We start from the raw sequence: 12,378 nt of genomic DNA, 5'->3' as shown, positions 1-12,378 counted from the left end.
CTCCGCCATGGTCGGGATGAGCAGATAGTCGGCGGCTGTCAGTGCGTTCACAGTCAGCAGGCCAAGCGACGGCGGACAATCGATGAGAATGTAATCGTATTCTTCCGCTACACCGGTCTGCTCGTCGCGCAGCTTCTCTCTGAGCGTCATCTCTTTGCCGACGTTGTGCAGCTCCTGCTCAATGCCCGCAAGGATGGTGTTCGCCGGAATGATATCGCAGCTGGGTGTGTGCTGGATGGCCTCCCGCGCCGAGACCGTGCCCTTCATGACCTCGTACATGGTCGCGCTGTCCTGATTCTCGGCAGCTACCGACATTGACAGGTTGCCCTGCGGGTCGCAGTCGATCGTCAGCACACTGAAGCCCTGCTTTTTCAGACCGGCCGCCAGAACGCCGGTTGTTGTGGTTTTCGCAACGCCGCCTTTCTGGTTGGCCAGTGCAAATATCGCAGACATGTTCTCCACCTCTTTCAACTTTATAAAGTTATAACTGTTTAACGTTACTCTTATTATATACCTGTGCAGTTATAACGTCAAGACTGTGTAACTTTATAACGTTATCTCTTTCTATAAGTTCAGAGATTCGTTCAGTTCGTGTATTTCTCACTCTTTTCTATCCTTTTCTGTCAGGAAGATTGAGTAGTGAAGTTTGAATAAAGAAGTTTTAGTAGGTAAGGATTTTAGTATATCAGCCTGTTTTGCATCTGCTCAAAAAGCATCTTGTCTTTCAGCATACTGCCTGTAAACAGAGTACCCTGTAAAATCAGGGTAATGGTATGGCAGACAAAGAAAAGTGACGGCTTTTCTGCCGTCATCGGTGTTTGGGGATGGAAATATGATTTTACGGGCACGACCATAAGCCATGAGGTCAATCATGGCTTAAAAGGTTATTCGGTTTCCTGCGAATGGCGTTTTGCTTTTACGCGCTTGAGCCACTCCAGTTCCCAGTCGGCCAGCGGCTGCTCGGGTGTGCCGGTGCTGACTGGCTCGGCCTGCGAAGGCTGCAGCAGCTTCTGATGGTAGGTATACAGGGAAGTCTGTAAGTATGCAACCGGGTTTTCGATGCGGCCGAAGTCGATCGTGACGCTGTTCAGGAAGCGTTCCATGCTTTCCTGAGAAATACGGCGGGAGACTTGCTCGCGATGCTCCTGCGTGACCGCAGCGCCCTTGATGAACAGCTTGTCTGCGTACTTGATGTTGCAGACTGCCGTTACGACCGTTCCGGTCAGCTCGCTGCCAAACTGACGGCGGAGCGCGTCGGCATTGATCTGCTGCTCGATCTGCCTGCGCAGCCTGCGGCGGACGGCACGCGGCTTGTCCTTTTTGTTAACGCATACGCTTTTACGGATGCGGGAAACCTGCGTTTTGATCTTCGCAAGGAAGCCGGATTTTGCACTCCTCAGAATAAAAATGGGATAAACGCGCGGCGCTTGATCCATGCCGCGCAAACGGTCTCTTTCTTATCTGCGGCTGCTCACAGCTGACCGGCATTTCCTCGATCAGCCGCTTGGATGGGGCGATACGCAGGATATTTTATACAGTTATAACGTTGAAAAGCTACAAAGTTATAATGTCATAACGCTATAACGTTAGACTGCGATGCATTTCTATTTTGGCATATATTATACTTGACGATTCTAAATGTATTCTTATACATTGAATTAAGCAAAGGAGTAGTAGAATGGCTTTACAGGCACTCAAGAAAAGGGAGTCTTTTTCGGATAAAGCCTATCAGATGCTGCGCGAAGCAATTCTGACCGGAGAACTCAAGCCGGGCGAACAGCTTACCGAAGAAGCGCTTTCCGCACAGCTTGGCATCAGCCGCACACAGTCTATTCGATACCGGCATGCTTCTTCCGGCTTCCGGCTGGAATAGATCCCACATTGATATCTGTACACCATTACCTTGAACAGCACTCATGGATCGACCTTCGATTTCCGTCCTTTCGGCGAATAGGCGCGATACATAAATCTGTTCTGTGCCGCAGAAAATAGGACTGCACCGATTGCGCGGTCAAAGCTGATATGCTACAATGATATTACTAAAAAACGTGCACGGCACAAAATTTAGGAGTGGTTACATGGAGATCCGGCGAGAGGCATATCTGAACCAACTGATCGAGCGCAGGGACAACGGCATGATCAAGATCGTCACCGGCATACGGCGCTGCGGAAAATCCTATCTGCTGTTCACCATATTCAAGCGGTATCTGCTTGAAAGCGGCGTTCCGGAGGATCATATTATCGAGATCGCTTTGGACGGCATCGAGAACGAGGAGCTGCGCGACCCCAAGGTATGCTTCCGCTATATCACGGATGCCATGCGCGGCGACGGGCCGTATTATCTTCTGCTCGATGAAGTGCAGTTCATGCCCCGGTTTGAGGAAGTTCTGAACAGCTTGCTGCGCATGAGCAATATCGACGTCTATGTGACCGGCAGCAACTCCAAGTTTCTTTCCAGCGACATCGTGACCGAATTTCGCGGCCGCGGTGACGAGATACGCATTCATCCGCTGTCGTTTGCAGAGTTCTATTCGGTCTGGGACGGCGACTTTGACGATGCCTGGGATGAATATATGCTCTACGGCGGTCTGCCGCAGATCGTAAATTTTCAGAACGAACGACAGAAGGCAGACTATCTGAAAAACATCTTTGCTAACGTCTATCTGAAGGATGTAATCGAGCGCAACCGCATTCAAAACGATGCGGAGCTCAACATTCTGGTTGACGTTCTGGCATCTGCAATCGGCGCGCCGACCAACCCGTCTAAAATCGCGAACACCTTCGCAAGCGAGCGCCAGATGAGCTACACCAACAAGACCATTTCACAGCACATTGATTTTCTGGCAGATGCTTTTCTGATCGAGAAGGCGCAGCGCTATGACATCAAAGGGCGCAAGTATATCGGTGCCAATCTCAAGTATTATTTCACCGACCTCGGCCTACGCAACGCCCGGCTGAATTTCCGTCAGCAGGAGCCGACTCACATCATGGAGAACATTGTTTATAACGAGCTGTGTATTCGCGGGTATCATGTCGATGTGGGCATCGTGGAAGCGTTCGGCAGGGACAGCAGCGGCAAGCGCCTGCGCAAGCAGCTCGAAGTCGATTTCGTCGTCAATCAGGCAAGCCAGAGATATTATATCCAGGTTGCCTACGACCTCACCTCGGAGGAGAAGCAGGCGCAGGAATTCAACTCGCTCCGCCATATTCCGGACTCGTTCAAGAAAATCGTCATCGTAAACGGCGTCCGCAAACCGTGGCGCAACGATGAAGGCTTCGTTATCATGGGCATGAAGTATTTTCTCCTAAACGCAGACAGTCTGGAGTTTTAAGGCAATACCGCATAATTGAAAATGAGCGCTGCTGCCGAGGCGGACAGGCAAGCCGGACTGTCGTGTTTCTATCGGCGGAAGCTTACCAAAATGGTAGAGGCGCCGCTGTATCTATGTGTATTTTACGTTTTTATGTTCCGGTCGATCTGTTCGTATCGCTCTGCGGCAACGATCCTGCTGTGGTAAAGGTCAGCGGCGACACCATCATCATTGACCCGGATACTACGACCGAGGACGGCGATTCTTCGCAGATTCCGAATCCGCTGACCGTCCATAACTCCCTTGCAGAGCTTGCAAAGGCAGTCGGCTTTGACATCAAAGCGCCGACCGTGCCCGCAGAGCAGGAAATCAGTGAGACAGAGGTCGCGGCGGTAGTCAGCAGCGTCTTATAAAGAGTGAAGAGTGGAGATTTTCTCCACTCTTTCTCTTTTGCGGGTATACAGAAAAAGAGTGGAAAGCGCTTCACTCTCCACTCTTAAATCTTCACTCTGTGAAATCAGTCAGCCCAGTACTTCGCAACATGTGCCTTGGTAACCTCGGCGGCCTTCTTGATATTCTCCTCGTTGGACAGCTTGTAGTAGTCCGGACGGAACACCTCCATGGTGCAAACGTCGCCTTCAAAGCCGATCTTCTTGAGGGTATCTGCGTAACGCTTGTGGTCGAGGCAGTCGCCCGGCTCGCCCGGCCACAGACGCTTCTCGTCGTTGTTGTAAGCAGCGCCGCACGGCATATTCTCCATGCCGTTCAGGTGCCATACGAAGATCTTCTTGCCGTCAGCCTTCTCGAGAGCAGCCCACTCGGAAGCCATAGCGTGGAAGTGGTACTGGTCGAGGGTGATGCCGACCAGCGGATGATCTACCTCGGTAACGATGTCGTAAGCGTACTCGAAGCGGTTGATGGACATGGTCGGTGCGCCGCAGAATTCGATGGACAGCTTGATGCCGTGCGGCTCAACCTTCTTTACCATCTCCTTGAGAACAGCAACAGCGTCCTCGCGGATCTCGTCAACGGTAGCCGGAACGGTCAAGTCCATGGACGGAACGACAACGATCATCTTGCAGCCCAGCTTGTTGCAGTCTGCGATGATCTGGTCGAGCTTTGCCATAACGGCGTCCTTTTCCTCCTGGGTCTGCTTCATGTTGAAGAAGATCAGGGCGTTGTAGGACAGCATCTTCAGGTGGTGCTTCGGGTCAGCAAACCATGCGCCGAGATCGTCGATGGTGTACTTGCCGGCAGCGATCTCGCGGTCGAGGCACTCGGACTGGATGTCGATGTAGTCAAAGCCGTACTTCTCGCACAGGTCGAGATCTTCAAGTACGGAGTGGTTTTCGCAGAAACGGTTGCAGCCTTCGTTAAAACCGATTTTCATAGCAGTAACTCCTTTTAGCGTATCAGTTTCGCGTTGTAAAACGCGGTATAGTGGTTAAGGTGATATGCAAGGGCAGTAAAGCAGGAAGCTCTGCCACCCTTGCGAGCGAATAGCAATGAATAGAAAATGTGAGTGGATTACTTCTTATAGAAGTCCGGGGTGCCGCCGGTAACAACCTTCTCCGGCACACCGGAGGTCTGGGACTTAACCAGAGCGTCAGCGGTGATGGAAGCAACGTAGCCGTCCCAGGCAGAGGAGCCGCCGGTCTCACCCTTGAGTGCGTGGTCAACCCAGTCCTGAATCTCTACATCGTAAGAATCGATGAAGCGCAGGATCCAGTTGTCCTCGATCTTGGTGGAAACCTCGTTAGCGTAGCGAACGGTCGGGAAGGACGGGCACGGCAGGTTTACAACGCCGTTCTCACATACAACCTCGCAGTTGATGTCGTAGCCGAAGCCGCAGTTTACGTTTACCTCGAGCATGTTGATGATGCCGCCCTTGGTCTTCATGATCATGATCTGCGGGTCCTTCAGCGCGTTCTTAACCTTGCTGTTGGTCTTCGGCATGATGCACTGAACCTCGTCCCACTCGTCGTTTACCAGCCACGGCAGAACGTCGATCTCGTGGATTGCGGTATCGGTAACAGCCATTGCGGTGGTGTAGTCATCGGCAACGCCGTCTGCACGGTGGGTGCACTTGATTACCATCGGGGCACCGAACTTGCCGGAGTCGATCAGCTCCTTAACCTGACGGTAGCCGCGGTCGTAACGGCGCATGAAGCCAACCTGTACGAGGTGCTTGCCGCCTGCCATCTCGGCCTCAACGATCTCCTTGCCGTCCGCAGCGGTGTTCGCCAGCGGCTTCTCGGAGAATACCGGCTTGCCGGCCTTGATCGCTGCCAGAACCGGACCCTTGTGGAACTGACCCGGGGTGGTAACTACAACAGCGTTTACGTCCGGATCGTTGATTGCTTCGTTGAAATCGGTGTAAACCTTGGTGCCGGCGCCGGCGATCTCAGCGCCCTTCTTTGCGCCTTCTTCAAATACGTCGCATACAGCAACGATGCGTGCATTGCGGATGCGGTTCTGGATACGCTCGATGTGCTCACGGCCGATCATGCCGCAGCCGATCAGTGCAATGTTCAGATTTTCCATGATAAAGCTCATCCTTTCAAAATATGCCGCTGTACGGCAGGGTTCAAGTCTAACGGATTATGTGCGAGTATTTCGGGAGCCGCAGCATTGCTGCGACCCCTGAAAACTCGGAAAAAGAAGAGAGATTGTGTGTGTCTGTTTTACGCGCGCTTTGCGTTCTTGCGCATATCAAGGATAACCGAACCGACGATGATCAGGCCCTTGACGATGTTGGTCATGTTATCATCGACCTTCAGCATAACCAGGCCGTTGTTGATAACGCCGAGGATCAGGATGCCTGCCAGAACACCGGATACACGGCAGATACCGCCGGTATGGGAGGTGCCGCCTACGGTAGCCGCAGCGATAGCGTCCAGCTCGTAGTTCAGGCCGGAGTTGGCCGGGTCAGCCGAACCTGCACGGCCTGCCAGCAGAATACCTGCAACAGCCGCACAAACCGAGCACCATACATAAACCATGATGAGGTTCTTTTCTACATTGATGCCGGCAACGCGGGCAGCCTGATCGTTGCCGCCGATGGCATACACGTTTTTGCCGAAGCGGGTCTGCGTCAGCAGGAAGGCCGAGATCGCAAACATAACGAAGAATACCAGAATGATGACCGGAACCGGGCCGATTTTAGCAGAGCCGAGGAAACGGAACTCCGGGGTCAGGTTGGAAACCGGGCGGCTGGTGTACATTTTTGCGCTTGCGCGGCAGATCAGCTGTGCGCCGAGCGTTGCGATGAAGGGCGGAATCTTGGTGTACGCGATGATCGCACCGTAAATAGCGCCGATGCCTGCGCCGATTGCCAGACCGATCAGAATAACCAGCGGTGCGGGCAGGGAGCCCAGACCGGGGAATACTGCGTTGGCATAATCTGCCGGCTGAACCAGAGATGCCGTGATGCAGGCAACCAGGCCGGCCGATGCGCCGATCGTCAGGTCGATACCCTTGGACAGGATTGCGAACATAACGCCGAAGGCCAGAATACCCTTGACGGCCTCACCGGAGAGCAGCGTCAGCAGGTTGTTTACGGTGAAGAAACTGGGCTGTGCAACACCCATGATAATGACCATAGCGATCAGTACCAGCCAGATCGAGTTCTGCGACAGGAATTTTTTCTTGTCAAACGTCTTATGCATACCATTTACCCTTCTTTCTTATTGCTTATCAGCAGCGGGCTGGTAAGGAACCTCGCTGGTAGCGTATTTCAGGATCAGTTCGGACGAGAAATCCTTGCGATCTACGATTGCGGTCATCGTGCCTTCATGCATGACCACGATGCGGTCGGACATACCCATAACTTCGGGCAGCTCGCTCGAGATCATGATGATCGCCTTGCCTTCGCCGGCCAGCTTGGTGATCAGCGAGTGGATTTCGGCCTTGGCGCCTACGTCGATACCGCGGGTCGGCTCGTCTACGATCAGGATGTCCGGATCGGTCAGCAGCCAGCGGCCTACCAGAACCTTCTGCTGATTGCCGCCGGAAAGGTTCTTGATGGGGGTGTCGATCGTCGGTGTTTTGGTATTGAGCTTACGCACATACTCTTCGGTATCCTCGCGCATCTTCTTGTGATTGAGCGGGAAACCGTAGTTTTTCAGGCTGGCAAGCACGGTATTGTCCTTGATGCTCAGCATACCGACGATGCCGTTGCCGCGTCGATCCTCGGTCAGCAGGGCGATCTTGTGTGCGATGGCGTGCTCGGGGGATTTGATGTGCAGCTCCTCGCCGTCCTTATAGATCTTGCCGCCGGTGATATGGCGCATACCGAAAATAGCCTCTGCCGTTTCGGTACGGCCTGCGCCGACCAGACCGGCCATGCCCAGAATTTCACCGCGGTGCAGCTCGAACGATACGTTCTTTACCGCATGACCGGCGGAAAGGTTCTCGACCTTCAGAATGGTATCTCCGATCGGGCAATCCACCTTGGGGAACATATTGGAAACCTCACGGCCTACCATAAGCTGAATCAGTTTATCTACGTTCAGGTTTTCCGCGCGGTCGCTGGCGATGTACTCGCCGTCACGATATACGGTGATATCATCCGAAATGCGGAAAATTTCATCCATTTTATGCGAAATATAAATGATTGCTACGTTTTTCTTTTTCAGGTCTTCGATGATGCGGAACAGATGCTCAACCTCGGTTTCGGTCAGGGAGGAGGTCGGCTCGTCCATGATTACGATCTTGCTGTCATACGAAACCGCCTTTGCGATTTCAACCATCTGCATTTTTGCAACCGTCAGGTTGCCCATCTTTTCATCCGGATCAACATCCAGATGCAGGCGCTGGAACAGGTCGATGCTGTCCTGACGCATTTTCTTGTGATCAATGATCAGGCCCTTGCGCGGTGCGCGGCCCAGCCAGAGGTTTTCGCTGACACTGCGTTCCGGAACCGGCGATAATTCCTGATGGATCATCGAAATGCCGGAGTTCAGCGCTTCCAATGTGGTTTTGAAACGGATTTCCTTGCCGTCAAAAACGATCTTGCCCGATGTGGGCGGATGGATGCCGATCAGGCATTTCATCAAAGTTGATTTGCCTGCGCCGTTTTCTCCCATCAGGGTATGTACGGTACCGGGGCGCACCTTGAGCTGTACGCCTTTCAGCGCACGCACGCCGGGGAAATCCTTGACGATATCGGTCATCTCCAGGATATACTCTTGACTCACTGCTTTTCACCCCAATATCTCTGCGATTTTTTAGGAAGGGGACATATGGAAATGTCCCCTTCGCAACATTCAGTGTCGGAATTTAGTCGTAATCTGCTACGTTGTCTACGGTAACCGGCTCGAACGGTACCCAGATGATGAACTCGTTCTCGTCGTCTACTTCATAGCCGGTGCCCTCTGCGATCGGCTTGCCGTCGATCAGGTTTGCAGCTGCCTGCAGGGAAGCGCGACCCTGACCCTCTGCGTTCTGGAATACGGTCATAGCGAGGGTGCCGTCCTTGATAGCCTGACGGCCGTCAGCGGTTGCGTCGATGCCGACGATCGGAACGGACTTCGGGTCCAGACCCTGCTGCTGCATTGCTTCGACTGCACCGAGTGCCATTGCATCGTTGTTGGAGATGATGCAGTCGTACTTGGTGGTCTTGAGCAGCGGAGAGATCATGTCCATTGCGGTTGCACGGTCATAATCGGCTGCCAGCGGAGCAGCGGCTGCGGTTGCCTTGATGCCGTTGTCCTCCAGTGCCTTGAGCACAGATGCGGTACGGTTGGTGGTGGAGGTCTGACCGAGGATGCCGTTGAGCATCAGGTAGGAGATATCGGTCTTGCCCTGATCCTTAAAGAACTTTGCGAGGAACTCGCCCTGGAATGCGCCGGAGGTCATTTCGTCGGAGCCGACGTAAACAGCCTTCTCATTCAGTACGGAGGGATCGCCCGGGAAACGGTTTACGAATACGACCGGAACATCGCCTGCGGCCTCGACACACTGTGCAGCGGTCTCGGGGTCTACCATGTTGATAATGATGGCATCTTCACCTGCGGTAACCGAGGATTCGATGTACTGGATCATCTTGCTGGTGTCACTGTTGGCATCCTGGGTGGTCAGGTTGATGCCGGTGTCCTTTGCAGCGGCCTGAGCGGCTGCCTCCATTTCGCTGAGCCACTCATCGCGCTGGCTCATAATCAGCGTTACCTTGTGGCCGCTGCCGCCGTCTGCGCTGTCACCCTGCTGTGCGCCACCGCCGCAGCCTGCCAGCATGGATGCCATCATTGCCGATGCAATCAATCCTGCGAAAAGTCTTTTTTTCATTTGCTTTTACCTCATCTTTCTCAACTTTTTTCTTAGCCGTACACGTTCACATTTTGGAAAAATGCGATTTACGCTTGCCTTGATTTAGTTTTACACTCTTTTTCGATGTGCGTCAACCGGCTTTTTGAATTTTCACCAAACCGCACAGACGAATCTTGCGAAAACTGGTGATTCTGTCTGCACAAAATTGTGATTTTATAAGCTTTGCACGACAGAGCGGGGGAATCGCTTATGCAAAACTACCCGCCTCAGATGCGGGATCTGGCTGTTAGTTCAATCTCGTAACAACTCGGTATTTGTTTCGGATTTCACGTGTTTTGCTCGTTTTATGGCGTTTACGGCAGATGTATTGCATGAAAATATGAACAAAACACGGGAGGTTCGGAAAAGAGTGCATTTTTGCGTGCACGGCTCGAATGAGCAGAATCCGTACACGTGCACAATATTGTGAATACCGCTTTATTCACTTTAGATATAGACTTATTAGGGGTATTATGTTATGCTTTAACTATAAAAACGGGAAAGAACCGTTCTGACAGAGGTGATATCATATGGCAATTACCCTGAATCAAATTGCTGAGATTTGCGGTGTGTCCCGCGGTACAGTCGATCGGGCACTCCATAATAAAGGAAATGTTCGCCCTGCGGTGGCGGAGCGGATCAAGGCGGTAGCCAACGAATATGGCTACACCCCCAACCGTGCCGGACTGGCACTGTCCCGCACATCGCATCCGATTCGCATCGGCGTGATCATGTTTTCGGTGCAGACCCCGTTCATGCAGATCGTTCTGGATGCTGCCCGGCGCGAAGCCCGCCGTCTGGCCGCGTTCAGCGTGGAGGTCATCTTCCGGCTGTCGCCCTCGCTTGATCCGGTCGAGCAGGTCTCGATGATCGAGGAGCTGGTCGAGCAGCATCATATCAATGCGCTGGCGATCACGCCGCTCGACTGTCTGCTGGTCGAAACCAAGATCAACGAGCTGATCGACCAACGCGGAATACCGGTCGTTATGTTTAACACCGATCTGCCCAACAGCCACCGGCTGTGCTATGTCGGGCAGGAAAACCTTTCTTCCGGCCGTACAGTGGCCGAGCTGATGCGTCTGGTGGCGCGGGAGAGCGGCACGGTGGCTACGATCAGTGCGCCCTGTATGTATCACAGTGCGTACCGCGAACGTCTGAAGGGCTTTAAGGAGGAGCTGCTTACCCCCGATTCGTCGCTTCAGCTGCGGGATGTCATGCTGCCGAACGATGACAGCAATGTGGTTTACGAGCATACGCTCCGTCTGCTGCAGGAGGTTCCCGATCTGACCGGTATCTACGCGATCACACCGGGTTATGCGGGCGTATGCAGTGCGCTGGTCGATTCCGGCCGCGCACGAGGGGTGCACCTGATCATGCACGATGAGATCCCCGCCAACCTGTACGAGCTTCGGCGCGGTGTTGCGGATTTTGTCATCGGACAGGATGCGGTGCAGCAGGGCGCACTGCCGCTGTCCCTGTTGGCCGATTACATTCAACTCAAACAGCAGCCGCCGAAGGAGTTTTACCATACCGATATTCGGGTGCTGCTGCGACACAATATCGAAAATTTGCTTTAATCCAGGTCAGGAGGTATTATGTCTGTTCCGCTTCCGGCATTTCGCCGTGTCAGACTAACGCAGCAATGTGTGATTCATCCGCAGGATAAGGGCGGCAACTATCTGCCTTGCGCCTCGGAGGATTGGGTGCTGTTTGTTTCGCTTGCTGCGGACGGGGAGCAGATCATTCTGCGAACCGAGCACCGCTGTCTGCCGATCAAACCCGGCGGCGCGCTGCTGCTGCCGCCGAATGTCTGTCACGAGCTGCCGTTCGTACAGGCACCCTGTCTGATGCTGGAATTTTCCGCCGCGGATGACGGACAGGCGATGTTTGAGTTTCCGCAGTTACAGGGAACACCGGCATGGACGTTGCTGCTGCTGCTCTACTCGGAACAGACCACGGCTGCCGCCCGGACACCGCTTTTAGATGCGCTTCTGATGCAGATGGCGCCTATGGCGCATGGCCTCGAGCTGTGTGCGCCGGATGCCGCATTCTCGCTTGCAACCGAGGTATTGCAGCATTTGAACCTGTGCTTTGCCGATGAGCTTTCGCTGACCGAGCTGACCAATCGGTTTCACGTTTCGACCAGCCATATGATCCATATGTTCAAGGCGCAGTTCGGCCTGCCGCCCATTCAGTATATGGTACGCCGCCGGATCGGGGAAGCACAGCATCTGCTCCGCACAACGGAGGACAGTGCGGGCGATATTGGCGGTCGGGTCGGCATGATCAACCGCAATTACTTTTACCGGATGTTCAAGCGTCTGGTGGGGGTATCGCCAGTTCGATACCGCGAGGTCATTGGCGAACGCCCGGATATGCTGGCTTGAGGAAACGACTTTATGGGATCGAGAGGCTGCTCGAAAAACGATAGTTTTTCGACAGCCTCAGGCACTGTGATTTAGACACAGTGCCTTTCTTTTTGTCTGGTTGTCGGAAAATGGAAGGGAAAATTATACAGAGTTGCCATGGCGTTCCGATCCGGTTTCCGTGGTCTAAATAATCAAGACGGCGGAAACCTCTGAATCATACGCAAAACAACCGAGCGACTGCATTTTCAGCCGCTCGGTTGTTTTGCCTGCGTCGCTCCGCACGGATACCTTATTGTATATAGCGCCGTGCGGCGTCACGCTTGCCGCCGTTTCTTCTCCCGGATGAGCGTAGACTTGCTGATGCCGGTCAGCTTGACGACCTGCGTATACGA

Annotated in this window: 13 protein-coding genes; 5 read left to right on the top strand and 8 right to left on the bottom strand. The window is 53.5% G+C overall.

Features of this window, described 5'->3' with window-relative positions:
- Together DW724_RS14870 and DW724_RS14865 are read right to left on the bottom strand one after the other, a co-directional pair.
- A partial coding sequence (locus DW724_RS14870; RefSeq protein WP_147358685.1) for a ParA family protein occupies positions 1-453 on the bottom strand: 453 nt, incomplete at its 3' end.
- Between the two features lie 431 nt (positions 454-884).
- On the bottom strand, positions 885-1,436 hold the full coding sequence (locus DW724_RS14865; protein WP_147358684.1) for a hypothetical protein: 552 nt from the start codon (positions 1,434-1,436) through the stop codon (positions 885-887).
- Positions 1,437-1,678: 242 nt separating this feature from the next.
- Here DW724_RS14865 and DW724_RS14860 point away from each other — a divergent pair, with 242 nt between their 5' ends.
- The 3 genes from DW724_RS14860 to DW724_RS14850 all read left to right on the top strand — a co-directional run bounded on the left by DW724_RS14860 (position 1,679) and on the right by DW724_RS14850 (position 3,724).
- Complete coding sequence (locus DW724_RS14860; RefSeq protein WP_118762002.1) at positions 1,679-1,873, top strand: GntR family transcriptional regulator; 195 nt, start codon at positions 1,679-1,681, stop codon at positions 1,871-1,873.
- Between the two features lie 205 nt (positions 1,874-2,078).
- Positions 2,079-3,332 (top strand): ATP-binding protein, encoded by a 1,254-nt coding sequence (locus tag DW724_RS14855; protein ID WP_118762001.1) that lies wholly within the window; start codon positions 2,079-2,081, stop codon positions 3,330-3,332.
- 113 nt (positions 3,333-3,445) lie between these two features.
- Positions 3,446-3,724 carry a hypothetical protein gene (locus DW724_RS14850; protein WP_118762000.1) on the top strand — a complete coding sequence of 93 codons (279 nt, stop codon included), beginning with the start codon at positions 3,446-3,448 and terminating at the stop codon, positions 3,722-3,724.
- 104 nt (positions 3,725-3,828) lie between these two features.
- Here the strand turns inward: DW724_RS14850 and DW724_RS14845 are convergent, their stop codons facing one another.
- The 5 genes from DW724_RS14845 to DW724_RS14825 form a co-directional block, all read right to left on the bottom strand.
- A complete protein-coding gene (locus DW724_RS14845; protein WP_118761999.1) occupies positions 3,829-4,701 on the bottom strand; it encodes a sugar phosphate isomerase/epimerase family protein in 873 nt (290 codons plus the stop codon).
- Between the two features lie 137 nt (positions 4,702-4,838).
- Positions 4,839-5,855, bottom strand: coding sequence for a Gfo/Idh/MocA family protein (locus DW724_RS14840; RefSeq protein ID WP_117752216.1), 1,017 nt, complete (start codon positions 5,853-5,855; stop codon positions 4,839-4,841).
- A 140-nt stretch (positions 5,856-5,995) separates the two neighbouring features.
- Positions 5,996-6,979: an ABC transporter permease subunit gene (locus DW724_RS14835; protein WP_118481331.1), complete on the bottom strand. Its 984-nt coding sequence runs from the start codon at positions 6,977-6,979 to the stop codon at positions 5,996-5,998.
- A gap of 18 nt (positions 6,980-6,997) precedes the next feature.
- Entirely contained in the window at positions 6,998-8,485 is a 1,488-nt protein-coding gene (locus DW724_RS14830; protein WP_118761998.1) for a sugar ABC transporter ATP-binding protein, read from the bottom strand.
- 106 nt (positions 8,486-8,591) lie between these two features.
- Positions 8,592-9,596: a substrate-binding domain-containing protein gene (locus DW724_RS14825; protein WP_118286193.1), complete on the bottom strand. Its 1,005-nt coding sequence runs from the start codon at positions 9,594-9,596 to the stop codon at positions 8,592-8,594.
- 551 nt (positions 9,597-10,147) lie between these two features.
- Here DW724_RS14825 and DW724_RS14820 point away from each other — a divergent pair.
- Positions 10,148-11,194: a LacI family DNA-binding transcriptional regulator gene (locus DW724_RS14820; RefSeq protein ID WP_118286194.1), complete on the top strand. Its 1,047-nt coding sequence runs from the start codon at positions 10,148-10,150 to the stop codon at positions 11,192-11,194.
- A gap of 18 nt (positions 11,195-11,212) precedes the next feature.
- Complete coding sequence (locus DW724_RS14815) at positions 11,213-12,004, top strand: helix-turn-helix domain-containing protein (protein ID WP_118761997.1); 792 nt, start codon at positions 11,213-11,215, stop codon at positions 12,002-12,004.
- Between the two features lie 165 nt (positions 12,005-12,169).
- On the opposite strand, the gene DW724_RS16185 is transcribed toward DW724_RS14815, so the two are convergent.
- Positions 12,170-12,378 (bottom strand): hypothetical protein (locus DW724_RS16185; protein ID WP_243105781.1); only part of this gene is annotated, 209 nt, incomplete at its 5' end.

The organism is Butyricicoccus sp. AM27-36 (assembly GCF_003480945.1).
In the GTDB taxonomy this organism is placed as follows: Bacteria; Bacillota; Clostridia; order Oscillospirales; family Butyricicoccaceae; genus Agathobaculum; species Agathobaculum butyriciproducens.
This window is presented reverse-complemented; position numbering and strand designations above follow the sequence as displayed.

Excerpts from the sequence above, each read along its gene's own strand:
- DW724_RS14845 (WP_118761999.1), bottom strand. The coding sequence starts at position 4,701 with ATGAAAATCGGTTTTAACGAAGGCTGCAACCGTTTCTGCGAAAACCAC.
- DW724_RS14860 (WP_118762002.1), top strand. The coding sequence starts at position 1,679 with ATGGCTTTACAGGCACTCAAGAAAAGGGAGTCTTTTTCGGATAAAGCC.
- DW724_RS14830 (WP_118761998.1), bottom strand. The coding sequence starts at position 8,485 with ATGACCGATATCGTCAAGGATTTCCCCGGCGTGCGTGCGCTGAAAGGC.
- DW724_RS14815 (WP_118761997.1), top strand. The coding sequence starts at position 11,213 with ATGTCTGTTCCGCTTCCGGCATTTCGCCGTGTCAGACTAACGCAGCAA.
- DW724_RS14840 (WP_117752216.1), bottom strand. The coding sequence starts at position 5,855 with ATGGAAAATCTGAACATTGCACTGATCGGCTGCGGCATGATCGGCCGT.
- DW724_RS14865 (WP_147358684.1), bottom strand. The coding sequence starts at position 1,436 with ATGGATCAAGCGCCGCGCGTTTATCCCATTTTTATTCTGAGGAGTGCA.
- DW724_RS14825 (WP_118286193.1), bottom strand. The coding sequence starts at position 9,596 with ATGAAAAAAAGACTTTTCGCAGGATTGATTGCATCGGCAATGATGGCA.
- DW724_RS14855 (WP_118762001.1), top strand. The coding sequence starts at position 2,079 with ATGGAGATCCGGCGAGAGGCATATCTGAACCAACTGATCGAGCGCAGG.
- DW724_RS14820 (WP_118286194.1), top strand. The coding sequence starts at position 10,148 with ATGGCAATTACCCTGAATCAAATTGCTGAGATTTGCGGTGTGTCCCGC.
- DW724_RS14850 (WP_118762000.1), top strand. The coding sequence starts at position 3,446 with ATGTGTATTTTACGTTTTTATGTTCCGGTCGATCTGTTCGTATCGCTC.
- DW724_RS14835 (WP_118481331.1), bottom strand. The coding sequence starts at position 6,979 with ATGCATAAGACGTTTGACAAGAAAAAATTCCTGTCGCAGAACTCGATC.